This is a genomic window from Fontibacillus panacisegetis, assembly GCF_900102215.1.
GTDB classification, from domain to species: Bacteria; Bacillota; Bacilli; order Paenibacillales; family Paenibacillaceae; genus Fontibacillus; species Fontibacillus panacisegetis.
The window spans coordinates 1-23483 of the sequence record NZ_FNBG01000012.1 but is presented as its reverse complement, the minus strand read 5'-3'; the positions used below and the strand labels follow the sequence as shown (position 1 = coordinate 23483).

27 protein-coding genes and 2 riboswitches are annotated in these 23483 nt (G+C 43.5%); of the genes, 16 read left to right on the top strand and 11 right to left on the bottom strand.

Annotation, left to right across the window (positions count from 1 at the left end):
* Positions 1-132: 132 nt before the first annotated feature.
* Positions 133-234: riboswitch (purine riboswitch) on the bottom strand.
* Positions 235-451: 217 nt separating this feature from the next.
* The 5 genes from BLS49_RS11630 to BLS49_RS11615 all read right to left on the bottom strand — a co-directional run bounded on the left by BLS49_RS11630 (position 452) and on the right by BLS49_RS11615 (position 4525).
* Complete coding sequence (locus tag BLS49_RS11630) at positions 452-886, bottom strand: universal stress protein (protein ID WP_091230148.1); 435 nt, start codon at positions 884-886, stop codon at positions 452-454.
* A 73-nt stretch (positions 887-959) separates the two neighbouring features.
* Entirely contained in the window at positions 960-1223 is a 264-nt protein-coding gene (locus BLS49_RS11625) for a DUF1294 domain-containing protein (protein ID WP_091230145.1), read from the bottom strand.
* A 308-nt stretch (positions 1224-1531) separates the two neighbouring features.
* Entirely contained in the window at positions 1532-1669 is a 138-nt protein-coding gene (locus BLS49_RS24815) for a hypothetical protein (protein WP_175471386.1), read from the bottom strand.
* A gap of 54 nt (positions 1670-1723) precedes the next feature.
* A complete protein-coding gene (locus tag BLS49_RS11620; protein WP_091230142.1) occupies positions 1724-3850 on the bottom strand; it encodes a DNA topoisomerase III in 2127 nt (708 codons plus the stop codon).
* A gap of 66 nt (positions 3851-3916) precedes the next feature.
* Positions 3917-4525: a hypothetical protein gene (locus BLS49_RS11615; protein ID WP_245742344.1), complete on the bottom strand. Its 609-nt coding sequence runs from the start codon at positions 4523-4525 to the stop codon at positions 3917-3919.
* A gap of 136 nt (positions 4526-4661) precedes the next feature.
* On the opposite strand from BLS49_RS11615, the gene BLS49_RS11610 reads away from it, so the two are divergent.
* Positions 4662-4874 carry a hypothetical protein gene (locus tag BLS49_RS11610; RefSeq protein ID WP_091230140.1) on the top strand — a complete coding sequence of 71 codons (213 nt, stop codon included), beginning with the start codon at positions 4662-4664 and terminating at the stop codon, positions 4872-4874.
* A 60-nt stretch (positions 4875-4934) separates the two neighbouring features.
* Here BLS49_RS11610 and BLS49_RS11605 read toward each other — a convergent pair whose 3' ends face one another.
* Complete coding sequence (locus tag BLS49_RS11605) at positions 4935-5306, bottom strand: hypothetical protein (RefSeq protein WP_091230137.1); 372 nt, start codon at positions 5304-5306, stop codon at positions 4935-4937.
* Positions 5307-5469: 163 nt separating this feature from the next.
* Positions 5470-5922 (bottom strand): hypothetical protein, encoded by a 453-nt coding sequence (locus tag BLS49_RS11600; protein ID WP_091230134.1) that lies wholly within the window; start codon positions 5920-5922, stop codon positions 5470-5472.
* A 173-nt stretch (positions 5923-6095) separates the two neighbouring features.
* On the opposite strand from BLS49_RS11600, the gene BLS49_RS11595 reads away from it, so the two are divergent.
* Positions 6096-6959: a sulfurtransferase gene (locus BLS49_RS11595; RefSeq protein WP_091230131.1), complete on the top strand. Its 864-nt coding sequence runs from the start codon at positions 6096-6098 to the stop codon at positions 6957-6959.
* Between the two features lie 294 nt (positions 6960-7253).
* Positions 7254-7436, top strand: coding sequence for a hypothetical protein (locus BLS49_RS11590; RefSeq protein WP_091230127.1), 183 nt, complete (start codon positions 7254-7256; stop codon positions 7434-7436).
* A 12-nt stretch (positions 7437-7448) separates the two neighbouring features.
* Here the strand turns inward: BLS49_RS11590 and BLS49_RS11585 are convergent, their stop codons facing one another.
* Positions 7449-8171, bottom strand: coding sequence for a TrmH family RNA methyltransferase (locus BLS49_RS11585; protein ID WP_091230124.1), 723 nt, complete (start codon positions 8169-8171; stop codon positions 7449-7451).
* Positions 8172-9096: 925 nt separating this feature from the next.
* Positions 9097-9189, top strand: a riboswitch (cyclic di-GMP riboswitch).
* A gap of 66 nt (positions 9190-9255) precedes the next feature.
* Between BLS49_RS11585 and BLS49_RS11580 the strand changes: the two genes are divergently transcribed.
* From BLS49_RS11580 to BLS49_RS11535, 11 genes are all read left to right on the top strand, one after another.
* The gene (locus tag BLS49_RS11580; RefSeq protein WP_091230122.1) at positions 9256-10302 is read left to right on the top strand and encodes a TolB family protein; all 1047 of its coding nucleotides are present in this window, start codon (positions 9256-9258) and stop codon (positions 10300-10302) included.
* A 71-nt stretch (positions 10303-10373) separates the two neighbouring features.
* Positions 10374-10607, top strand: a complete 234-nt coding sequence (locus tag BLS49_RS11575) for a helix-turn-helix domain-containing protein (protein ID WP_175471385.1) — start codon at positions 10374-10376, stop codon at positions 10605-10607.
* A 147-nt stretch (positions 10608-10754) separates the two neighbouring features.
* On the top strand, positions 10755-10925 hold the full coding sequence (locus BLS49_RS25530) for a CHRD domain-containing protein (protein WP_281243734.1): 171 nt from the start codon (positions 10755-10757) through the stop codon (positions 10923-10925).
* Positions 10925-11089, top strand: a complete 165-nt coding sequence (locus BLS49_RS25615; protein WP_342707195.1) for a CHRD domain-containing protein — start codon at positions 10925-10927, stop codon at positions 11087-11089. Before BLS49_RS25530 ends, BLS49_RS25615 begins: the two co-directional genes overlap by 1 nt.
* A 181-nt stretch (positions 11090-11270) precedes the next feature.
* Positions 11271-12008: an MBL fold metallo-hydrolase gene (locus BLS49_RS11565; protein WP_091230120.1), complete on the top strand. Its 738-nt coding sequence runs from the start codon at positions 11271-11273 to the stop codon at positions 12006-12008.
* A gap of 132 nt (positions 12009-12140) precedes the next feature.
* On the top strand, positions 12141-12401 hold the full coding sequence (locus BLS49_RS11560; RefSeq protein ID WP_091230117.1) for an autorepressor SdpR family transcription factor: 261 nt from the start codon (positions 12141-12143) through the stop codon (positions 12399-12401).
* A 25-nt stretch (positions 12402-12426) separates the two neighbouring features.
* Entirely contained in the window at positions 12427-13041 is a 615-nt protein-coding gene (locus BLS49_RS11555) for a DUF1648 domain-containing protein (RefSeq protein WP_175471384.1), read from the top strand.
* A gap of 159 nt (positions 13042-13200) precedes the next feature.
* On the top strand, positions 13201-14373 hold the full coding sequence (locus BLS49_RS11550) for an oxalate decarboxylase family bicupin (RefSeq protein WP_091230111.1): 1173 nt from the start codon (positions 13201-13203) through the stop codon (positions 14371-14373).
* 115 nt (positions 14374-14488) lie between these two features.
* Positions 14489-15595: a nucleotidyltransferase domain-containing protein gene (locus BLS49_RS11545; protein ID WP_245742343.1), complete on the top strand. Its 1107-nt coding sequence runs from the start codon at positions 14489-14491 to the stop codon at positions 15593-15595.
* Between the two features lie 147 nt (positions 15596-15742).
* Positions 15743-16267, top strand: coding sequence for a TetR/AcrR family transcriptional regulator (locus BLS49_RS11540; protein WP_091230108.1), 525 nt, complete (start codon positions 15743-15745; stop codon positions 16265-16267).
* A gap of 138 nt (positions 16268-16405) precedes the next feature.
* Positions 16406-17365: an NAD-dependent epimerase/dehydratase family protein gene (locus tag BLS49_RS11535; RefSeq protein ID WP_091230105.1), complete on the top strand. Its 960-nt coding sequence runs from the start codon at positions 16406-16408 to the stop codon at positions 17363-17365.
* On the opposite strand, the gene BLS49_RS11530 is transcribed toward BLS49_RS11535, so the two are convergent.
* Positions 17341-17994, bottom strand: a complete 654-nt coding sequence (locus BLS49_RS11530) for a hypothetical protein (RefSeq protein ID WP_139173131.1) — start codon at positions 17992-17994, stop codon at positions 17341-17343. The two genes, BLS49_RS11535 and BLS49_RS11530, sit on opposite strands and share 25 nt — an antisense overlap.
* Positions 17995-17999: 5 nt before the next feature.
* Positions 18000-18392, bottom strand: a complete 393-nt coding sequence (locus BLS49_RS11525; RefSeq protein ID WP_245742360.1) for a flavodoxin domain-containing protein — start codon at positions 18390-18392, stop codon at positions 18000-18002.
* A gap of 299 nt (positions 18393-18691) precedes the next feature.
* Between BLS49_RS11525 and BLS49_RS11520 the strand changes: the two genes are divergently transcribed.
* On the top strand, positions 18692-20185 hold the full coding sequence (locus BLS49_RS11520) for a methyl-accepting chemotaxis protein (protein ID WP_175471383.1): 1494 nt from the start codon (positions 18692-18694) through the stop codon (positions 20183-20185).
* A gap of 42 nt (positions 20186-20227) precedes the next feature.
* Here the strand turns inward: BLS49_RS11520 and BLS49_RS11515 are convergent, their stop codons facing one another.
* A complete protein-coding gene (locus BLS49_RS11515; protein ID WP_091230096.1) occupies positions 20228-20791 on the bottom strand; it encodes a GNAT family N-acetyltransferase in 564 nt (187 codons plus the stop codon).
* A gap of 134 nt (positions 20792-20925) precedes the next feature.
* Here BLS49_RS11515 and BLS49_RS11510 point away from each other — a divergent pair, with 134 nt between their 5' ends.
* Positions 20926-23307, top strand: a complete 2382-nt coding sequence (locus BLS49_RS11510; RefSeq protein WP_091230093.1) for a sensor domain-containing protein — start codon at positions 20926-20928, stop codon at positions 23305-23307.
* The last annotated feature ends 176 nt before the right edge of the window (positions 23308-23483 follow it).

Here is a 23483-nt window from a genome sequence, read left to right as displayed (position 1 = left end):
AGCATTTCCGGACACATAGCGAATACTCCGAATCATCATTTGGACAAAAGGACACGTACAAGCCGCAGTAAATAAAATCATAAGTACTTGGCTAGGTACATGAATCTCGAATGATGTCACAAACAATCTGACTCAAGTAACGTATTCACTCGTAGTCCGAAAATTTAAGGTTCTCAGGTAGATACTTCCGGGCCATATCCCCGGCATTATACGAGTTAATATGAATATTCGGCAGTTTCTTTGCCTTGCCCTCTTAGTTTACCAATCCAGGACATGTCATGTCAACTTAAACACGAACATTATAATACGTTAATATCCAAACGTTCGCTTTTGGGTGAGTGAATTTATACAAGGCACTTCAAACATCATAATAATGAAAAGAACCACTAGAAGTTATTCCAGCAGTTCTTTTGACAATTTTCTAAAATTATTTATATATCAAAGAGTCCATTTATTTAATAACCAATACTGGAATTTTGGCATTTTGAACCACATTATGGCTGACGCTACCGAGAACAAACTCACGAATCGTTCCCAGACCACGGCTGCCTATTATAATTACATCATTATCATGTTTCTTAGTGTAACTTAAAATCACTTCTGCAGGGGACCCTTGGAACATCTCTACCTTAGCAGATACCCCAGCTTCCTCCAGACGATTTTTAGCTTCTTCTACCGTTCTTTCAGCGAGCTCATAAAAATCCTTATTCACGGATGCCGGTACGGGTGCGAAACCATCCGCCACATAAAATCTTGGATAATCAAACACATGTATCACTTCCAGCGTTGCCCCCGGCGTTAATTTTACGAGTTCAATTGCCTTGTCCAGCGCTTTGTTAGCTGCCTTCGATCCGTCGTATGCTGCGAGAATTTTGTTGAATAACATTTGAAAGCACCTCTCTCATTTTAAGTATCCACACAATAAAATCAGAAAGCTTGGAGGCGAAGGTATTCTGATATTAAGTTAAAAAATATCCGTACAAGACCGCATTCAGAAGGAGAAGCAGCGGTACACCGATGACAAAGCTGGTATGCTTCGTTTTGTGGCGCTTGCGATTCATCGCAACCAGCACCCCAAGTGCCCCGCCAATTGCTGCGAGCAGAAACAAAGTCCTCTCAGGAATTCGTTCCTTCCTTTGCTTAGCGCGCTTTTTGTCATCTGACATCACGATATACGCGATGATGTTAATGACCGCGAACCACAACAGCACGCCAATCTTCATACCGACTTTCCCCCTTTAACTCCGGCATATTATGGCATTATTTTCGCCTCTTCACACTTCTATTATAACTCTTACCAAAATATTTAAAAAGGCTGATTACTGACATCCCCGGTTGCTTTTGATCGCCCTTTAACCGTTGAATTTCATCTTTGGTAGCGATATCAATTTCTGATAAGCAACAACAGACCAATAATACAAAATCGCGGTGCAGGGGCAATCTCCCTTGCACCGCGATTTTAGGTTTTTAAATCAGGTGAACCTTCATGAGCTGAGCAAGCCTAATTGGGACACACCCTCTATTGTGCTTCTCAGGATTCGTTCTTGGAAATCCCGTTGAGACTAGGAGGACAATCGGCCTGTTTCTTCGGTTTGGCCTCAATCGTTTTTTCTAAAATGCTGGACTTGTTCTGCTGATTTTCGGTTTTCCGAGACTTGTGATATGGCACACCTATCACCTCCCAGTTATAGCATCCCGAACTATTCACGATTTATTCGATCTACTACTCCTTCTTCTCCATCGCAGCTCTCAGCAAGTCACCAAGATTCGATCCAATCGACTCCTGTTTAGAATATTGCTTAACCAGTTTCTGTTGTTCACGTTTATTGATATGCTTGGAATCCTTATTAACTGTCTCTGTAATTCCGCAGGTGATACATTGTACATATAACCCTGCTTTACCTTCCTTCATTTCCATCTTCTTATGACACTGTGGACAACGGCGATTAGAAACTCTTTTCTCACCAGACCGGCGATATCCACAATCCTCATTTGGACATATTAGCATGAGCCCGCGCTTACTCTTCTTCTCCAGAAGTCTTGTCCCACAGTCTGGACAGTGACTATTCGAGACATTGTGAGGCTTATAGGTAGCTTCGCTATTTTTCACACCTCTGACAAGTCCCTGCGTCATATCACGAATACCGCTAAGAAATGGATCTGGCTTACCTTGTCCTTTAGCGATTCTTTCAAGCTCCGCTTCCCACTTGGCAGTAAGCTCCGGTGAACGAAGATCTGCTGGAGCCAGCTCGATTAGCTGTTTACCCTTTCCAGTCGGATGCAGTGAATGTCCCTGCCGATCAATCGTATCTGAACTAACCAGCTTCTCGATAATGTCTGCCCGGGTCGCCGGAGTGCCCAAACCATGCTTCTCCATTTGAGTCAGCAAGGCAGCTTCAGTGTAACGTTTTGGAGGTTGGGTTCGGCTATTCTGAATACGACAGCGAGTAATAGTGACATGCTGGCCTTCTTTTAATTCAGGAAGCGTCGATGCTTCACTGTCATCATCACTGTCTCCATCAGCTTCATCCTCTTCCATCGCTTGTCCATCATAAACGGCCTTCCATCCGTTATCCTTCACAGTTACGCCCTTGGCATGAAGTGTCTCCCCAGCAACGTCAATCACTACAGCAACGTTATCAAATCGGGCAGGTGGATAAAATAAGCTGATAAACCGTCGCGCAATTAAATCATATAACTTACGTTCTTCCGGACTCAACGATCCCAATATCACAGTCTGTTCTGTTGGAATAATCGCATGGTGGTCACTTACCTTGCTGTCGTCAACGATTCTTTTGCTTAGTGGAAGCGGCTTTCGCAGCAATGGTCTTGCAAGCGATGCATACGGACCTACAGCTACGCTGGTCAAACGCTCCTTAAGCGTATCGGACATATCTGAAGTCAAATAACGTGAATCCGTTCTCGGATAAGTAACGAGCTTATGCTGCTCGTATAATCGCTGCAGCACATTTGACGTTTGTTTTGCCGAGAAACCAAGCATCCGATTAGCATCCCGCTGCAGTTCGGTTAAGTCGTACGCAAGTGGATGTGGAACGATCTTTTCACTCTTTTTCAATTTAACAATAGCTCCAGAACGTCCATCCAATTTACTCTGCAGACTCTTAACTTTCTCAGCATCAAAAATCCGCGAATCTCCATTACTCCCTCGCCATACCGCTTCAAATCCGCCTAAATCAGCGCGCAGCACATGATACTCCTCGGAACGAAAAGAGGTTATTTCCTTCTCCCGCTGCATAATCATGCCCAGAGTAGGGGTCTGTACACGTCCCGCCGATAATGGCGAGCCAAATTTACATGTAAGCGCCCGCGTCACATTAAGTCCGATCATCCAATCCGCCTCTGCACGGCAGCGAGCAGATTGGTACAACCGATCGAACTGATTCCCTGGCTTCAAGGAAGCAAAACCTTCTTTAATGGCTTTATCTGTCTGCGATGAAATCCATAGTCTCTTGAATGGTTTGTTCCATTTTGCCATATCCATAATCCAACGCGCGAGCAGCTCACCTTCCCGTGCGGCATCCGTTGCAACAACTAATTCTCCAATATCCTGTCTGCGCAGAAGCTGCGCAACCGCCTTGTATTGATGGCTGCTCTCCCGCAGCACCTTCAGCTTCATTTTCCCCGGGAGAATCGGAAGATCCTCAAGAGACCATGTGCCGTATTTACCGTCATAATCCTCAGGTTCAGCAAGACCGACCAGATGTCCCAGCGCCCAGGTTACAACATATTTAGGTCCTTCAATATAACTCTTATGTTTATCCCGGCTGCCCATCACCCGAGCAATTTCCCGCGCAACCGAGGGTTTCTCTGCTAATATCAATGTTTTCATGGATTACATCATACACTCCCTTCATCCTTATCATTATAGCATTTAGGGGTGATGATAAATATCTGATTAATTCGGCACTCGGATCAACAGATTTTCATAGCTGTATTTACTCGAAGGATATTTGAACAAAAGCACAATACCATGCTCCTCAATGCTTACGGACTTTAGCGCAGGTGTGCATACTAACCCACGAACCACCCTCTCGACAAGCTCATTTTCTTTTCTGCGAATGGCCACAGCCAGCGCATCTGCAAATACGCGATTAGAAGCCAGCTGACGGTAGAACGGAATCACAGCTCTAGAAATCGCTCGATGCACTCTCGTACTAAAGTGGAATCTCACTTTACTGGGCGGAATCGTCGTCCCATTCGAAAAAGACCATGGATGATGCTTATCATCAAAATCAACAAAATACCCTATCCCGTTTGTGCCAAGTCCCTGCTTGGCAGCCAGCTTTGATACAGAGCCCAGCAATATTTTCATATGATCCAAATCAGCACAAACAATCGCCTTGCTCCACTCCTCCGCATAACTTCTGTTCGATGCAATTTCCATGTAAAAAGGAAGCATGCCAAGGGCCACCTTTTGCACAATTCCTCCTGTTATCCCGGTGTAAGATTGCGGATGATTTTTAATCAAGCCTTTTGTAACATTTTTGCTAAGCCAAACTGCCATTTCTAGCTCTCCTTCCGAATTCCCAGCCTAACCTCGTTTTTATAATGTATGTAGGCACAGTCAGGTTTGCTTTCAATAGACCTCGATACAGGTTAAAATAAATACCATCATAGCAACAAAGGAGACAAAAGCTACAATGCCTACTATTAGACGTCTTTTCACTGATCATGATTTTCAGGAAGCAGTTGATCGGAAACTCCATATTCGAATTTTTCGGGACAGTCATCTTATCGAGGCTGACAGCTTTGTGGTTCGGTTTACGGACGAAACGATCATCACACAATCCAGTGTCAGTGATCTTACCTATCATCCACGCAAGGAATGCCAGTTTTTTGAATTAAAAAAATAAAAACAAGGGTGTCCCAACTGCCATTTGATATGGTCAGGAACTCCCTTGATTTTTGCCTTATTAAATTGTGCGGTAGCCGCTAGGCAGTTGTCCACTGCTTCGGATATTTCGGATTTGCTGCAGTGTCAGGCGCTGATTGGAAGAAATTAATGATTCAACATCATTACCGTTGATAAAATCATCTAAATCTGCAATGCTGCGATTACCACGAAGTACACGGAAATTGCCTCTAAATCTCGTACGCGTAAACAGAACTAGTGTCGCATTGCCGCTAGTCGAGAAAAAACGTAGACTCTCAATACCATCCAGAATATTGTCTATGTTTCTAATCCCCAAATTCCCAGTAAATATTCTGCGGGAGCCGCGAAAATTCTCCTCATCCCACACAGTCAGACGCGGGAAAGTTTGAGAGATAAACGCTCTATTCACCATAATTAAATTCCTCCTTTTCTGCTCTATCTTATGCCTCAAAGCAGAATTGGTATGGATCATAGAGCATGAAAATATGAATTGATGATAGAGCACATAAAATTCAAGCAATCAACAAAAAAGCCAATCGTCAATTGTAAACAATTAGATCGGCTTTTTCTAAATTCTAGAATGCAATATAGTAATAGATCAGCCCCGCTACGACAAAATGAGTAATAACAGTTACTCCTAATACAAGAATAGATAAAATCACTTTCACTGCCGTAGGAAGCTTAGAGCGGAATAACAAGACATTAACGGAAAAACCGAGAGCTCCCAGCAGTCCTCCAAGCGCTCCCCCAATAAAAATAAGCAATAAAGGCAGCATCGAGATTACCCATTCGTATGCCTTTAGCTTTTTGGCAATTTCAATTTCCTGACCATCGAGCAATACGATAGGTGACCCCGTAAACTTATGCCTGCTAATATCAAGCGATTTGGACTCGTTATTCATATTTACAGGATACCTGCCATCTGATTTTTGGATTTTTAGTCCGTTCCAAAAGACATTAATTTTCCCTCCAAATCCGGTTGTGAGCTTTAACTCATCCCCTGATTCCAGCACTTTTATGTACTTCATCTAACCTCTCCTTGATAAGTAAGTATTTACATACTTTATTTCGGAAAGTAATATATGAATATTTATAGAGTTAAGGAAGCGTTCTCTGCGAGCTCATTATATTCAATCCTATGGCTGTAGAATATAATGATAAAATACAGGAAGAACTTATTTTGTGATCGGAGGTTATATATATGGATTCAATCGTTTCAAAACAATGGCTTTTAGCACGCATGTACGAACCCGATCTCATTATAGTAGATTGTCGTTTTCAACTAGGCAGTCCGAAAGCTGGACAAGATGCATTTAAGGCCTCTCATATACCCGGTGCTATTTACCTTGATCTTGAAGAGGATTTATCAGCGCCAATCGGAGAGCATGGCGGACGCCATCCACTGCCCGACCCTCAGACTCTGGCACAACGGCTAGGTCAAGTAGGAATCAGCAATAGCAGCCACATTATCGCCTACGATGATCAAGGCGGTATGTACGCATCCAGATTGTGGTGGCTTCTTCGTTGGCTGGGGCATGACAACGTGTATGTGATGGATGAAGGATTTACTAGCTGGAAAGAAGCCGGCTACCTCGTTACAGATGCTATTGCCGTACAAATCCCTTCTACCTTCCAGTACAGAATTCGTAAGGATATGGTAGTAGATATGCAGACAGTGGGACTGAATCTGGACAACCCCTCCATCCTGTTTGTAGATTCCAGAGAACCTGCCCGCTATCAAGGCCTGCAAGAGCCAATTGATGCTAAAGCTGGACATATTCCGGGTGCTATAAATTCCTTATGGAAAAACGTACTGAAGGATCAAGTTTCAGGCTCTTGGAAAAACGAAGAAGAGCTGCGAGAACACTTCGCCCCGATTACGCAAGCGCTTGATCACAGCAAAGAAGTCATTGTCTATTGCGGCTCCGGTGTGAGCGCTTGCCCAAATGTCCTTGCTCTGTATCGGCTAGGATATGAACAAGTGAAGTTATATTCAGGAAGCTGGAGCGATTGGATTAGCTATGAGGAGAATCCGGTGGCGACGGGGAAAGAGGGCAAGGCGTAAGGCCGCGTCGGACACGGGTTTGGGGGCTGTGACAGGTGGTGAACATGTGACCTGTCGCGGCCCTCTTTGGGCTTTTCTGTAAACAGCTTGCAAACAAGAACCCGAGGAAAACAGTTGCAGGAACCCTGAGCCAGCCACTGCGAGACGGTCGGATCCAGGTTGTTGTCTCCTCTATCGCCTGCAGTCACCTTCTCTACGGCTCTCGTTCACTGCCGTCTCCGTGACAACAAGAGGCAGTCAACCGGAGCAAGGTACGCTCAAGTGACTGCCACGAGTTTTGGTGGTGGTCGGCCTATGGTGACAGCTGATCATGAACGGATGGCTGCTGCTGCACTTGTTATCAATTCGTCCAGCCTCTCCGCTGCATCGGTAGTAGTAAATGTTTACACGGCTTGGCTGCACACTCTCGCGGCAGACGATAGCGAACTGGATGACCCCGCGCAGCCCAGACGTGCTTGTGCCTCTTGTGGCACTTAAACTTAATTGCACTTACACCAAATTGTTGTTCCGTGCGAACGCATACATTCCTATCCCCGCCGCGATGGAAAGGTTGAACGAGTCCAGATCGGTAGACAACGGGATTTTAACGCTTTGACCAATATGGGCAAATGCTTCGCATAGTCCGCTTGCCTCGTTTCCGAAAATCAGTGTAAAGAGTGGACACGGCGGTGCGTCCTCTGGCGCAATCGAGCCAGTAAGCATGAACGGAAACAAGGTGTGGAGCGGATATTGCGTCTGGTACTCGTCAAAGCTCGCATAAACGCATTGACGTATGTGAAACAACGAGCCCATACTGGCACGAACGGTTTTTGGATTCCACACATCCGCCGCCGGTTCAATCACGGCAAGATTTCTAAGGTTCAGTCCTGCCATCGTGCGGATGATTGTACCGAGGTTTCCCATATCGGACGGATTTACTAGCACAATATGTGGCTCATCTACCGCAAGCGCGTCCGCGTATTTGCGAAATACACCGAGTACATAGCTGTTTCCCTTTTGGTTTAAAATGCTAAATGCCTTGTCAGACTGCACTAGAGGCACGTTTAATGCATTGCACAGCTCGCTAAGGCCATCGTCGTCGCGGTAATCCGAGTGGATGTATACGCACTCGGCGTCGCTAGTACGTTTTTTTAATAACTCAAACGTCGCATAAGCGCCTGACGTGTAGGAAATCTCAAATTCCTTTTTATACGCTTTAAATTTGTTTGTCATATTACCCGCTCCTTAAAATTATCTTTAAGGATGCAAGGCCGACAAACGGTTACGGCGAAATTAGTATCTTATGCTCCATGCAAGTTTCGCCGTCTGTTTGACAGACCTTGCATGGAGCGCGCCAAGTACATAACCGAATGTAATTGCCATGTTTCACCTCCAAGTCTCGATAATCCTCTGTATGCCGACCAATCCGACTTAGGCATATTCCGTCCCCTTGTCATACCTCAGCCCGACACATAATCTTCGTTTGGTGCAACTATTTCTACTTTATTGTTCAATAAATTTCTAATTATATCAAGGGTTAGTTTGGGTTAAATGAATCAAGCAGAATAATCTTGCAAACAACCGCCAACAGCTTGCAAACATCAGCTTTGTAGCCAATCCGGATTTTGGAATGCTACCTTGTTTCACTTATACTTTAATTAGCGTCCTGTTCGGCTTGACCCAACCACAAGGGAATATGTTCCCTTGGCTCAAACCATACTGTTTCGCTAGCTCTTTCCCCACGGCTTCTTGCTCCACAAGTCCTCCCAAGCGTAGCCAAGGGAGGGCGTTGCACATGGGCGCTGGCATATCCTCCGAGGCATTCCCGCCGCGCTGCTCCGAACCCCTACTTTTTGACGTTGGAACTATTCAAGCATGGGGGTTCGTGGGGGAGTAAGAAGCTGGAGCGATTGGATTAGCTATGAGGAGAACCCGATCGCGACGGGGGAAGAGTAAGAGCTTAAGAGACCGCGTCGGACGCGGGTTGGAGGGCTGAGACAGGTTGCCAATGGGCAGGCTGTTGCTGCCCTCTTCGGGATTTTGTTTGATAAGTGCCTTATTTCGAGTGGGAGAAGAGGAAATTCACATTCCTCCTAGAATATTCTAAAAAGCGACAAAATAATCCAAGATTTTATGTTGTTCTCCACGTCACCAAGATGTAGAACAAAGGCAACTTTCGTCCGAAAGGCGGAAGACGCAAAGCTACCGGTCTAAACCGCTCTTCAAGCGGCATGACAGCGGGGTTGCTTCGGCAGCTTGGTTTTTTTATTGTCGAAAAAATTAGAACGATGTAAAACAGAAGGAGGACATCATCATTATGTACACAAATTCCCGCAACAAAAAGTATGGGCGTGCTATGCTGCTTATGATCATAGCTTCCCTACTCTTAGCAGCAACCCCGGTATTTGGAGCTGGGACGTACCAAACAAAAGACCGCAAGGTTGCCAACAGCACTCAGCCAAGCTATAATTTCCGAATTTCCGGAGATCGTTTTGTCTTTATTGAAAAGGACAAAGCCGGTATCCCACAAGTATATTTACGGTCAGTGAAGACAGGAAAACTTGAACAGATCACTAATTCGAACACTTTTAAGACCAGTATCCGGATTAAAGGAGACGATATCTTTTTCTTAGAATCAACTATACCTGTAACGAAAAATATAAATGTCTATCGAAAAAATATTATCCAATACAATTTGAAAACCAAAGAAACGCAGCAGCTACTAGACGAAGGAGATTACCCTGAATATCTCAATGTCGATGGTAATTATCTGGTATATTCCACAAGTCACGACGGTTATACCATTATCAACTTAAAGACCAAGCAGACTAAAGTGCTTGATAAATCTTACAAAGTGATGGATATCGTGGATGGAAAATTGCTTGTAAGGCAGGATTACCCGGATTACACATTGTCGACTTATGATATAGCTACTGACAAAGTAACTTCTGTGGTTACAATGAAAGACAATCAGGAGTTTCACAATGCCGCTTTTAATGGCAAGTATGTCATTTGGTTTACAGAAACGCAAACTCGACTTGACCCTGCGAAGAAAAAACAATACCTTAATGCCTATACCATTGTCGACTTAACGAAGCCGAATGCACAGCAGAAAACAATTAATCTCTCTTCCTCCATACATAATGCGCCCAACCAATTGCTATCTGTGGGAACGAACTATGTAGCCTGGACAGAGAAGGTTAACGATAAACACATAGCGCGCGGTATGGACCTTCGTACGGGAAACATCTTTAATTACGGAGATATGAATAAAAATCAATCGAATTTTCTCTATTTTGTAGGGGACGAGCTTCTCATGCAGGATGATGCCGGTAATATATCTCTTCGCAGCGTAGTGCGCTAAGGTTTCGGATTAATTTCATAATAATGGGTTATGATGTAGGTAAACAATCTTTTGTATCGGGGGATTACAGATTGAAATTCGAACTTGGCCGCTGCTTATTACATGAGCGATTAGTAGATTGTGGAATGACCATAGATGATCTAGCTCAAACCTTGCTGTATAAAAGCGAGCGACTATCAGATTATATTGAAAATAAGAGGATTATGCCCTTAAAGGCAGCAATTTCAATCGCTGATACTCTCGGTTGTACTGCAAGTGACTTGTATGAGTTAATTCCAATCGAATCAACACAAGAATTAACATAAGCATCTTAGGTAAGGTACCAATAAAAATAGTTATTTTTAAAACTGGCTCTGGACTAAAACATAAACAATACACTCCACTGCAGCATGTTACTAAACTATCTTGAACTAGAGGAGTGATCCCTATTCCAACGTTTAGAGCTGGGCTTAATGGTCGTAGTGAAGTCCTTGCCAGTACGGACGATTTCAACTGGTAACGCCGTCTTTGAGGTAGTTGGTAATCGCCTGAGATTCCGCCTAGTAGTAAATAATATTCCCCGCATGACTCAAGCGCATATTCATCTTGGCCGTCGAGGTGTAAATGGACCTATCGTTGCGTAATTCGAGGGTTTTTAAGCAATCAAGATCTCATTGGTCCACTCAGTGGAAAAACTATCAACGATCTTTTACGTGAATTTCGAAACGGAAACGCTTATGTTAATGTCCACACCATCGGCCACCCAGATGGCGAAATCCGCGGTCAGGTCAATAGAGTAAACAGGTAATTCATTGATTTTCCAAACAAAAAAAGGGTATTTTCCGGTGATTCTGGGAAGTACCTTTTTGATTTAGAAATTCATAAAAAACTAAGATAGTACATTAATAATTCCTCATTTCAAGCTTCCTAAATTCGGGTATTAGGGATTATAATTGAATATCACTTTTGTGTAATTTTTGGAGGCATATATGAAAAACGTTTATTTACTCGAAATCGATTTTGAATTTAACGGTCAAAGACAAACGATTACTCCGACTATCCTCAAGGATAAAGAGAATACGATTCTTATTGACTGCGGATATCCTAATTTTATCCCACTCCTTGAAGAGGCAGCCTACCGTCATAACATCAGCCTGGATTCCATCACCAAATTGATCGTGACCCATCACGATGTAGACCATATTGGTTCACTCGCTGCACTAAAGCAGGCGTACCCACAAATTGAAATTATTGCGCATGAGCTGGATTCTCCATACATCGAAGGCAAGAATAAACCGCTGCGAGCTGTACAGGCCGAGTCCACTTTCGATCAATTACCCGATGAAGAAAAGCCAGGCATCGAACAGTTTATTGCCTTCCTCCAGTCAGTTGAGCCAGCCTCTGTGGATGTAACAGTTTCTAGCGGCGAACACCTGCCTTGGTGCGATGGTATTGAAATTATCCATACTCCCGGTCATTTGCCAGGTCATATATCTTTGTATCTTCCAACCAGCAAAACACTGATCGCCGGAGATGTCGTCGTCATCGAGGAAGGAAAACTGAATATTGCCAACCCGCAATTTGCCTGGGATTTGGACGAGGCAGTTCGCTCTGTGCAAAAATTGCTTGAATATGATATCGAGCATCTCATTTGCTATCATGGCGGGTTATTTCAAGGCGATATTAATAAGGCTCTTAAAGATCTCCTTAAGGTATACCTCTCCTGAATAAATAAAACTGCTTTGTGCCACCCATGTTTAATCCGATGCATATATAGTCTATTGACAAAAAATGCATCATCACCTATTGTTTAATTATTAGATAATTATCTAAATATCTTATCAAGGAGGGTGAGAGCAATGTCTTTGAACGACACTTTTAAAGCATTGGCAGATCCCACTCGCCGCAAAATGCTGGATCTGCTGAAGAACGGTGATCTAACCGCAGGAGAAATCGCGGAGCATTTTGACATGACAAAGCCCAGCATCTCTAATCATCTAAACATTTTAAAGCATGCAGATCTTGTATGGGATGAACGAAAAGGCCAACACATTGTGTACTCGCTCAATACTACAGTGTTCCAGGATGTCATGAAGTGGATGATGGATTTTAACAAATGAGAACAATGAAAGGATGGTATTCACGATGAAAAAAATGATTATTCCTTTTCTTTTCACCTTGGCAGCTGTCGCTGTAAGCCTGTTTTTTTATGGAGATCTCCCTGAGAGAATGGTTATTCATTTCGGTTCGACTCAAAATCCAGATAACTGGGTATCTACTGGAGTAGGTGCATTTTTGCTTCCTGCGCTCATTCTATTCGTAGGTGCTATAACTATTTTTTCAATAAGATTTGAAAAGGACCCACAGAGACGGCAACGAAATGAAGCCAGCTTAAACAACATTGTAACCATTGTATCAACAACTCTGTTTGCAGTTCATTGTTTTATGATTGCTTACAACTTAGGCTACAAAATGGGTGTTGCTGTATTCGTAACGATTATTGTCGGGATCGTATTTGTATTGATGGGTAACTTAATGCCGCGTTTAAGACAAAGCTCCGTCCAGTTTCCCAAGCTTCCAGAACATGTTCAAAGTAAAGCCTTGCGGTTTCAAGGACGGTTCATGCTAATTGTAGGTTTTGTGTTCCTGCTCCTCTCCCTGCTTCCCAACAGCTATATCTTCCCTGCTTTTTTCATTAGCCTCAGCTTGTTTCTAGTAGCAATTTTCTCGAGTGTTATGTATTATTCTCGGTTAAGATAACAACCAGAGTATTCCACGTCTTGATTACAAGTCATGGAATACTCTTCTTCGTAACACAGTATCAGCGAATTTTGAAACTGCTCAACAAGCCCTGCGCATATGCCAAGTTCAAACAACATATCTATTTCTCATCTGACTTTTTATCCAAAAGAGGTGAGTATGATGGAACAAGAACACATCCCTCAGCCGATACGCAGTGACGGAGCAGGTACGGTTGATAAGGGCCCCAGAGACGTTATTCGAGACAAGCAAAATCCGGATATGATGGTTCCCCCGGTTACCGATTCCGGGCTTATTCCGAATTTGAGGTTCTCCTTCTCCGATACCCATATGCAGCTGAATCAAGGAGGGTGGTCCCGAGAAATTACGGTGCGCGAGTTGCCTATCGCAACGACGCTAGCGGGTGTTAATATGAGCCTGACGCCCGGTGGTGTTCGTGAGCTGCATTGGCATCAGCAAGCAGAGTGGTCTTATATGCTGCTCGGTCATGCCCGAATAACCGCAGTCGATCAAAATGGACGCAACTTTATTGCCGACATTGGTCCCGGCGATTTATGGTATTTCCCACCGGGTATTCCCCATTCCATACAAGGCCTGGAGGATGGCTGTGAATTTCTGCTCGTTTTTGATGACGGCCATTTCTCAGACCTCAACACATTATCCATTTCTGATTGGTTCGCACATACCCCAAAGGATGTTCTTTCTGCCAATTTCGGAGTACCTGCTGATGCTTTCAATCATATTCCCTCACTGCAGGTTTACATTTATCAGGATAAAGTGCCCGGAGCCATTGAGACCCAAAAGGTCCAGTCTCCATACGGGATTATTCCTCAAACCTTCAAGCACCGGCTGCTTGCACAGCCTCCCATCAAAACTCCCGGCGGCAGCGTAAGGATTGTCGATTCCTCCAATTTTCCGATCTCCAAGACGATTGCAGCAGCTCTTGTAGAAATTGAGCCCGGCGCGATGCGTGAGCTGCACTGGCATCCAAATAACGATGAATGGCAGTATTATCTTACTGGTCAAGGTCGCATGACAGTATTCGCTGGCAATGGTGCTGCTAGAACTTTTGACTATCGGGCAGGAGATGTAGGTTATGTTCCTTTTGCCTTCGGACACTATATTCAAAATACAGGCACACAGTCGTTATGGTTTCTCGAAATGTTTAAAAGCGCCCGATTTGAAGATGTTTCCCTTAATCAGTGGATGGCGCTTACCCCTGCCGAGTTAGTTCAAAGCAATCTTAACGCAGGACCTGAGCTGATGGGTGCTTTAAGAAAGGAAAAATGGCCTGTAGTAAAATATCCCGGATACTCGTATTATCCAAAGTAAGATAAGCAACAGCAAAAAGCAAACTATTAACTCGCAATTTTCATTTATAGTCAAAGTCCCCCAGACAATTTCTGAGAAACTTTGTTATGCTGTATGCAGATAAGGGGGAATACATATGTTGAACGTTATGAATGTTGCAGATATTTTAGTCAATCATATCAAAACGAATTGTCCGGATGACATTGCTATCGTTGCTTATTATGGATCATATGCGCAAGGAACAGCTACAGAACACTCAGACTTGGACTTCTTCTTTATTCCTGCCACACCTGATGGTTATCGTCAAAGCATAGCATTTATTTTAAAAGACATAAGTTTTGATTTTTGGCCCATCAGTTGGGAGCGTGCAGAGCAAATGGCCAGCTTTGACGATCCTAAAACATCTGTGATCGCGGATAGCAAGCTGCTGTACACTCGTTCCGAAGATGACCGATCCCGTTTTGAGCAGTTGCATAATAAAGTGACTACAACAGCTCAAGCTGGACTGCAATTGCTTGAAAAATCAGAACAAGAGCTGCGTGATACTTATGTGCATTTATATAAAATGAGCCGAATGCTGCCTTCGGACAATATAGCTTTTTTCCGCTATGAAGCTCGTAGTGTGTTAACAAAAGTGTTATATAGCCTTGCTCTGTTAAATCAAACTTATGTCACCAAAGGCTGGGGGAAAAACCTGGAGCAAATCTACAAATTCAAGCTGCGTCCTGCACAGCTTGAAAAGCACATTACCACCATTACTCAATCTGGCTCGTGTAATGCTGTTCTGAATGCTTGCGAGGAACTTACGCAAGAGACACTGGAATTATTAATGAAACAAAAGGAAACATTCTCAACCCCTCCTTCCTATCACGACAGGATGAAAGGGGCATATGAGGAGCTTAAAGGGATGCTGGACAAAATCATCCTGGCTTGCGCTGCCAATGACTATACTACTGCCTTTTTTTGGTCCGTTGAAATCCAGGAATTAATTGCGATGTTCATCTATCATGCGGAAAAAGGATATTGGCCTATCGCATTGGATCTATCCTTGGATTATCAGGAGTTGTACAACAACCTGGCATTTCCCGACTTAGTTTCTTATCTCGATCCTGAGGATTTAGCACCATTGTGTGAAGCTGTTAAACGTCTTGATGCCCGGTTTGAATCCTGCCTAAAAGACAAAGGCGTAAAAATCAACCGTTTCGATACCCTGGAGCAATTTGCAGCCTCTCTTCATAGTTAGGCCATTCGTCAGCCGTTCCGCAATTTCTTTTGTGGGGCGGCTATTGTTATTGTTCCTTGTCTGCTATTTGCAGACATCTATCCGATACGTTATGATAAACACACGTATTTATTGACTAATCACTAATCGATTGAGAGGAACAATAGTATGCCGAAGGATAAAACCGCTGCCTCAGTCAACCGCAAAAATGAAATTATCGCTGCTGCCATCGAGGTATTTGCTGAAATTGGGTATTTTAAAGCAACTACTGCACAAGTAGCCGAACGAGCAGCTATTTCGCAACCATATGTTTTTAAGTTTTTTGCCACAAAGGAAGCTCTGCTATTAGCCGCTTTGGAGGTTTCATGGGCAAGAATTATCGATGCTTTCCGTCAAGTAATAGCGTCTGCCGCATCGGACCGATTGGAAGCCGAACTGATCGAAGCCTATGACCAACTCCTTTTGGAGCATAAAAATGAGACCTTACTGCAAATGCAAGCCCAAACCATATCTGATGACACGATTCGTAAGGCGATGCGCAACGGATTTCGGGGGGTTCAAGGCATGGTACTAGAAGCCTTTCAAAAAGCAGGCTTTCCCAATGCAGAAGAACGGACAACTATTTTTCTTGCCAAGGGCATGTTATGCAATATTTCGATGGCACTCGCTATGCCAGAGCTAAAGGGAATCTAGACGGCTAAAATAGCCGCTCAAAATTGGTTATTGACCAATCACTCACTATTGATTATGATGTAATAAAGTTAGTGATTGATCAATCAATAACTGGCATTAGACAAATCACATGTTGATAAAAGAAAGGAGAACTTTTCTATGAAGAAAGCAATCGTTTTGGGTGCGACAGGAGGAACAGGTGCAGCAATTACGGAGGAGCTGTGTAAAAGAGGTATAGAAACTATTGCGTTCGGTCGTTCTCGGGAGAAGCTAATGAATTTAGCTTTACGTATAGGAAGCCCTGCCCATCTGACTCTATCCACTGGTGATGCATTTAAAGCAGAAGATATTATTGCCGCCGCTAAAGATGCAGATGTTCTGTTCCACTGTGCCAATGTTCCATATCATGAGATGGTAAGCAAACTGCTTCCGCTTGGCGAAGCCGTAATGGAAGCTGCGGAGCACCTCAATCTTAAGGTCATAGTTATCGATGGTATTTATCCGTATGGAAGAAGCCAAATGAATAAGGCTACTGAGGATCACCCCAAGCAGCCTCACACGAGAAAAGGTAAAATCAGACTGAAGTATGAACAAATGTTATTCAGTGACAAATGGGACAGCGTGCAAAAAATGATCGTTCGTCTGCCGGACTATTACGGCCCTACCGCCAATCAGGCGTCTTATCTTGGAACAACGATGGAGGCTATTGCAGCCGGCAAAACTGCCACATTTATCGGCAATATGCATATTCCGCGTGAATATATTTATTTGCCAGACGCGGCCAAAATGATTGTAGAGCTTGCCGACAGGGATCATGCTTACGGACAAAACTGGCATATTCCCGGTTCTGGCATCATCTCAGGTAAAGAAATTGTGCGGATCGCTCAGCAAGCTGCTAGCGGAGCCTCGAAGCCAGTACTTCCTATGGGCAGACTCAGCCTCTCTTTGATTGGGCTTTTTGTACCTGTCATGAAGGAAGTCGTCGAAATGCTTTACTTAACGGAAGAACCGTTCGTCCTCAGTGGAGAGAAGTATGAGCGACTGATCGGCCCCATTCCAGCGACATCATTTCAAGATGGCATATCCGATACCATTCATGCCTTGCAAGTTCGCGCATGAGGGGCCCTTTTTGATAACAAGTACACATAATCCAACGACTCACGATAACAAAGATTCTCTCTAGCAAAGCTGTATTTGCGCCCACTCATCAACGTGTATATTTCAATACTGCCGGGGGATTCTCCATAAACCGAGTGCCAGAACACATTCGCCATAAACACAAAAGCTTTTATCACTTCAATGTCCTCATCAACCATAAATTTTTGAATTGTAAATTGGCCCGCTTTCTCTTCGCTATCCCATATAGCCTGAAAAATGATAGTCAAATCTATATTCAGTTCCTTCACGTGGGTATTCCATTGTTCATAGAGAGCAACAGGATATGCTGAATGATCTGAGATATCAAAAATGTTCGTCAACTGTTCCGCAACTCTGTCATAAGCTTTCCAATAGTGCAGACCATTCAGAAAACCATCTTGCTTTTTCGGCCAACGCCGTTCGACAAGCAATTGAACTGAGGTCTGCTCTCTCACCTCAGGCGATTTAGAATAGTAGTCGTTAATGATGTGCCCGACCGCATACTGAACATGTTGGCGCCATGTTAGCTGCTTAAGTGTTGGGGTAGAGCCTAATGGCAAGCCGCTGCGAATCCATTCCTCAATCTCATAATCATTAATGGTTTCCAGCATTGATTTCATTTCACCACATTGAGCCGGGCAACCATTTTTTCGCCAAATTCTCTACACAGCTGCTTCTCTTCCTTCGTTGGCCCGAACTCTACCTTCAAGCTCTCTTGCGCGATTACAGCACCCCACCCTTGCAGCTTTGCCTCCAATTCATCTACAGCTCCGCAGAACAGCCGATAAGTCGAATCACCACTCCCAAAAACAGAGGTTACTACACCCTTAAGCTCAAGCTCCTCCATCTCATCCAGAAAATCCAGAAATTCATCTGGCAGCTCCCCGTCTCCCCAAGTGTATGTGCCTAATATAAAAGCATCGTATTTTTTCAATAACACGGCATTGCATTCATCCACAACTTTTAAATCAGCTGTTGCGCCTGTTGATCGTACACCTTCAGCAATCAGCTATGCCATTTCTTCCGTATTCCCTGTCAAACTTGCATATACGATAACAATTTTATTATTCATGGATATTCTCCTCTTTAATAAAGTAATCTAATTCGAATATAAGTGATAATGATTATCATTGTCAATTAATTCTGCATAAAAAAAGAACTTATGCCTTTGATGTACCTTAAAGCCATAAAGCCCAGACAGCCAAACAATATAATTTGGAAAAATGACATTGACAAGTTTCGTTAACAATCAATATATTAATCTATATTTAATGTGAAATACGTTACATACAGGAAAGGATGTTATGTATGCATCTACAGGGCAGATTCAGTTTCCATCATGTCACTAAAATAAACTACTTTATTTTGCTCGTCTGTTCTTCGGTTTTTGCTATTGAAGCTCCGTTTATGCATGGACGCGAAATCGGGCTTCGCATCTCCACTGTTATGATCATCACCTGTCTCATCGGATCTGCAATATATTTTGCTCATTTAAAAAAGTTATTGCCCGAAAATGTGATTGGGTCTTTAATGCCCCTTGCTCCTACAGTAATTGCCCTTACCCTATTGATTTACGAACAGGGTGCTTTTCGTTTCTTTCTAGTGTTCCCTGTCACGATCGTGTCATCTGCCATGTATTTTCGAAGAGATATTTTACTTACCTATTCAGGCTTACTGAACATACTTTTAGTTACAACTTTTATCATAAACCCAACAGCTCTTATGGGGCCAAATTGGGAGCTGTCCGACTTCATCCTACGTCTGATATTTCTTGATAGTACTGTGGTTTACTTATATTTCTTGACCAAGTGGGGAAAAGGATTGATCGATGAGAGCAAGATAAAAGAGACTGAGGCACTTGACCTTTACACTACTCTGGGGAAAAATATGGAGGATATTCGCGCTTATACACGCACATTAAATGACAGTGTGACCAGCAGCAACATAAACATTGCAGGAACTAGGGAAATCAGCAGCACCGTCGTTCTTGCAGTACAGGAAATTGCGCGTGGAGTAGAGCAGGAAGCGACTAGCCTGAACGATATTAACTCGTCAATTTTAGATATAGACCAGCTCGTACAGGAAATACATAAGAGCTCCCGGACAACTCTGGATGATTCCACAGAGGTTACTGAGCTGGTCAATAAAAGCTCCCAGGGAGTCACCGAGCTGACGGAGCGAATCTCGGTTGTGCAGGGGGCTATTCAATCCGCACTTGATGCAGTATCTCATATGAATGTACGAATGGAACAAATAAGCGATATTCTGCTCTCCATCACGCAAATTTCTACTCAAACCAATCTACTCTCGCTCAATGCTGCGATTGAATCAGCAAGAGCCGGAGAGGCAGGTCGAGGGTTCGCCGTTGTCGCTACAGAAATTCGCAAGCTCGCTTCCAACACAAGCAATTTGACCGGACGGATTCAGGGCATTGTGGATGGAATGACTCAGAATACGCAAGAAGCTCTGGCTGACGTTCAAAGAGGACATGCTGCTTCAGAGCAAGGAGCTGAAATTGTCGCGAGCTTCCGCAGCAGCTTCCAGACTATTGAGAATAGATTTGTCGGAATAAGCGATCATATTCGTGTGGAAGCAGAGCAATTGAATAGCTTGATTCAACAATTCAGCGGTATCCGTGATCAGGTTGGCGATATCGCTTCAATCACGCAGGAGCATTCCGCAACGGCCGAGGAAATGCTGTCCTCCATTGAGGAGCAGAACAGCCGTATCATTACGATCCATCAGGAGATGGATGAAGTCCGCTCCGTAATTGACAAGCTAGGTGTGATGACAAGCACTTAGAGCCTCTATGTTTGAGTAGCCCTTGGCATCCATGGGCTATTTCTACGTGATCTCCGGTTTTTTAACCATTCGGTCAAAAATATGTCCACTCACTGTAATCGATCCATCCTCGCTGTAGCCTTGTCTGAGATAAAGCTTGCGTGCAGCGGGGTTGTCCTGATCAACGAGCAGCATGATTTTATCATATCCGCGTTCTGAAGCCTGGCGTTCGAATAACTGCAACATTTCAGTTCCGAGACCATGTCCTTGGTAATTGGGATCTACCGCGATTGAATCGAGGTAAAATTCGTCATCCTTCGCTTCTCGTTGAATTACTGGCGCCATTACTCCATTAGCAGCAAGGCGATCTATGAACGGCTGATCCAGACTGGCGGCATCGCTGCCATGATATGTGAGCATGAACGCGATAACCTCTCCATTTTCCTCTTTAACCATTACATTTTCATAGCTGATTCTATTGCCTTTCTGCTGAAAAAAATGCTCCAGCACATGGTGAGCCTGCTGATCATCGTCCGTACCTGCTAAAGTGTTGGCGATGTTGCCAATCGCTGAGAATAGAAGTGTAATAACGGCCGAAGCGTCACTTTTTGTAGCTTGTCTATACATGATGTTGTATTCCCCTCCTAATTTTAACTCCCTTTATTATACCTCATTATCCGGACTGTTAATTTCTATCCAATCGCTAACATTAGTGTGATATGATAATTCTATAATTTTTGTGGATATAAGGAGGAACTTATGTGACGCTCTTCATAATATCCATTGCCGCCTACCTGCTTCCTGTGCTACTTCTCTTCTATATGGCCGTGGAAATCTACCACCGTGATAGGAGCAATTCAACTTACAGGATCACGTCTTATTTTTTCATTGCAATGATGATTTTAATGCTTGGCTTTTTCTTGTTGAACTTCTCCCCTCTTGAGTATGCAAATGGCGTTGTCATCACTTTTATACTCATTCCTGCATTTCTAACACTGTGTCTTGAGCTCCATTTCATCGCAAGCTTGGTAGGAAACCAGCTGAATATTTCATATCCTTCACTTATTACTATTTGCTATATTCCGTCTCTATCTATCCTGTTCATATTCTTTCTAAACGACGGAATATCCCTTAACTATGTCAAAGAAAGCGCATGGACTTATGTGTATCCGAGCACCTTACTTAAAATTATTCTTTCACTAACCGTTATTTACTCCATACTGATCGTATCATATTTTCTTTATATCTTTTTTAAAAATACTAGAAATAGTACTGCGTTTTTATTGAAACGTAAGCAAGTTGTCCTCATTACACGGGGGCTAATCTGTACTGGAATCATTTCTACGACACTTGGAGCTTATTTAAAACGACCTGCATTTTTACCAGAGGATCTCGGTCTTCCTCATTTAGCGAGCTACGGACTATTCGTTTTCGCTCTTTTGCTGCGTTATGCGATGGTGAAATATGATTTTTTACCTTCGATCGAGAGAAAATACCAAATCCTATATGAGAAATCACCTATGTCCATATTACTCCTTGACGAGCAAATGATGATTCGGGATGCCAACCCGGAAGCTGCGATCCTGTTCCAATATTCCCGGCGAGAGCTCATCAATCACAATTTCTATAAATTTCTTACTCTTGAGGCCCCTATAACAGCTGGAAATTCCAAAATGAATGATGAGGAGCTGTTTAAGGGAGTGTTCTCGATTACGACTTCAACTGGAGATATCAAATATGTGAAAGCCGAAAGCGAGTACGTAGTGACCGAGGGAGAGCAATTTCAGTTTCTTGTGCTTTTGGACATTACAGATGTAAAATCTGCAGAACGAAAGGCAAATTACCTCGCCTGCCATGATCAATTAACCGGGCTGGCCAATCGCTACATGTTTAGCAAACGTTTGCATGAACAGCTGGAGCACTCCATAGCAACTAGCTCATCCTTCGCTCTTTTACTAGTAGATTTAGATGGCTTCAAACAGCTCAATGACACACAGGGACATCATGCAGGCGATATATTGCTGGAGCACGTAGCCAGATTGCTTGTGCGTAATACAAATGATCAGACGCTTATTGCTAGATTTGGAGGAGATGAATTTGCCCTGATCATCCCGGATATTCATTCAATTGAAGATCTGCACCGTGTAGGTCAACAACTTCTGGAAGGATTCAATACACCGTTCATACATAATGGCAAATCCTTCACCATTACTGCCAGTATCGGAATATCGATCTCACCGGAGCATGGAGTTCATGCAGATGAATTGCTGCAGCATGCCGATGTTGCCATGTACCATGGCAAGAAGTCAGGAAAGAATAGGTACGTTATTTATGACAGCTCTCTACGGAGTCATGAGAATGATCTTTTTATGACCGTAGAGACTGTTCGGAAGGGCTTGTCCGAGGGGAGATTCCGGCTTCACTATCAACCGCAAATCGATTTGCAATCCGGCTTGATTACAGGTACGGAGGCTTTAATTCGATGGGAATATCCTGATAGCAGCAACCTCTCTCCAGGAAAATTCATCCCTCTTGCTGAAGAGACAGGAGCGATCGTTGAAATTGGCTACTGGGTGCTGGATACAGCATGTGAGCAATTAAAGGATTGGATGGATCGGGGGATTGACTCCCTGCAAATGTCTATTAATCTTTCTGCCAAACAATTTCTAGACCTTCATTTTCCAGCCCGCTTGGCTCATACATTATCCAGAACCGGTGTTGATCCTTCCCTGCTATGTCTGGAGATTACTGAGCATACAGCTATGACAAACGAACAGTATAGTCTTAACATATGCGAGCAGATTCTCAATATGGGGGTCAAGCTATCGATTGACGATTTTGGTACAGGCTACTCTTCCCTTTCACTATTAAAAAACCTGTCCGTACACTCTATTAAAATCGACCGTTCATTCGTAAAGGATATGATCTCAGACGAAAGCGATCGGGCGATTATCAAAGCGATCATTGCTATGTCGCACAATCTGGGTAAAAGAGTTATCGCTGAAGGTGTTGAAATGAGCGGACAATGGGACATGCTTCAAGACTTTGGCTGCGATGACATTCAAGGCTTCTATGTAAGCAAGCCGCTTACCGCGGAGGACTGCTTCCATTTTATTCATCAGCGAAACGCGCTTCTAACCTGAATTTTGAATGAATCTTCTTAAAGGGGCTGTTCCAAAAGTAGGGTTACTGTTAAAACTAGAAATAGCGGTGCAAGGAAGATGATCCCTGCACCGCTTGATCCTGCCACACATTCTATGACCGTATCTCATGTGTAATAGTGTCATGCTGCGGAATTCCTGAAATTCCTGCAAATGTG

Excerpts from the sequence above, each read along its gene's own strand:
- BLS49_RS11630 (WP_091230148.1), bottom strand. The coding sequence starts at position 886 with ATGTTATTCAACAAAATTCTCGCAGCATACGACGGATCGAAGGCAGCT.
- BLS49_RS11625 (WP_091230145.1), bottom strand. The coding sequence starts at position 1,223 with ATGAAGATTGGCGTGCTGTTGTGGTTCGCGGTCATTAACATCATCGCG.
- BLS49_RS11620 (WP_091230142.1), bottom strand. The coding sequence starts at position 3,850 with ATGAAAACATTGATATTAGCAGAGAAACCCTCGGTTGCGCGGGAAATT.
- BLS49_RS11615 (WP_245742344.1), bottom strand. The coding sequence starts at position 4,525 with ATGGCAGTTTGGCTTAGCAAAAATGTTACAAAAGGCTTGATTAAAAAT.
- BLS49_RS11610 (WP_091230140.1), top strand. The coding sequence starts at position 4,662 with ATGCCTACTATTAGACGTCTTTTCACTGATCATGATTTTCAGGAAGCA.
- BLS49_RS11605 (WP_091230137.1), bottom strand. The coding sequence starts at position 5,306 with ATGGTGAATAGAGCGTTTATCTCTCAAACTTTCCCGCGTCTGACTGTG.
- BLS49_RS11600 (WP_091230134.1), bottom strand. The coding sequence starts at position 5,922 with ATGAAGTACATAAAAGTGCTGGAATCAGGGGATGAGTTAAAGCTCACA.
- BLS49_RS11595 (WP_091230131.1), top strand. The coding sequence starts at position 6,096 with ATGGATTCAATCGTTTCAAAACAATGGCTTTTAGCACGCATGTACGAA.
- BLS49_RS11590 (WP_091230127.1), top strand. The coding sequence starts at position 7,254 with ATGGTGACAGCTGATCATGAACGGATGGCTGCTGCTGCACTTGTTATC.
- BLS49_RS11585 (WP_091230124.1), bottom strand. The coding sequence starts at position 8,171 with ATGACAAACAAATTTAAAGCGTATAAAAAGGAATTTGAGATTTCCTAC.
- BLS49_RS11580 (WP_091230122.1), top strand. The coding sequence starts at position 9,256 with ATGTACACAAATTCCCGCAACAAAAAGTATGGGCGTGCTATGCTGCTT.
- BLS49_RS25530 (WP_281243734.1), top strand. The coding sequence starts at position 10,755 with ATGGTCGTAGTGAAGTCCTTGCCAGTACGGACGATTTCAACTGGTAAC.
- BLS49_RS11565 (WP_091230120.1), top strand. The coding sequence starts at position 11,271 with ATGAAAAACGTTTATTTACTCGAAATCGATTTTGAATTTAACGGTCAA.
- BLS49_RS11560 (WP_091230117.1), top strand. The coding sequence starts at position 12,141 with ATGTCTTTGAACGACACTTTTAAAGCATTGGCAGATCCCACTCGCCGC.
- BLS49_RS11555 (WP_175471384.1), top strand. The coding sequence starts at position 12,427 with ATGAAAAAAATGATTATTCCTTTTCTTTTCACCTTGGCAGCTGTCGCT.
- BLS49_RS11550 (WP_091230111.1), top strand. The coding sequence starts at position 13,201 with ATGATGGAACAAGAACACATCCCTCAGCCGATACGCAGTGACGGAGCA.
- BLS49_RS11545 (WP_245742343.1), top strand. The coding sequence starts at position 14,489 with ATGTTGAACGTTATGAATGTTGCAGATATTTTAGTCAATCATATCAAA.
- BLS49_RS11540 (WP_091230108.1), top strand. The coding sequence starts at position 15,743 with ATGCCGAAGGATAAAACCGCTGCCTCAGTCAACCGCAAAAATGAAATT.
- BLS49_RS11535 (WP_091230105.1), top strand. The coding sequence starts at position 16,406 with ATGAAGAAAGCAATCGTTTTGGGTGCGACAGGAGGAACAGGTGCAGCA.
- BLS49_RS11530 (WP_139173131.1), bottom strand. The coding sequence starts at position 17,994 with ATGCTGGAAACCATTAATGATTATGAGATTGAGGAATGGATTCGCAGC.
- BLS49_RS11520 (WP_175471383.1), top strand. The coding sequence starts at position 18,692 with ATGCATCTACAGGGCAGATTCAGTTTCCATCATGTCACTAAAATAAAC.
- BLS49_RS11515 (WP_091230096.1), bottom strand. The coding sequence starts at position 20,791 with ATGTATAGACAAGCTACAAAAAGTGACGCTTCGGCCGTTATTACACTT.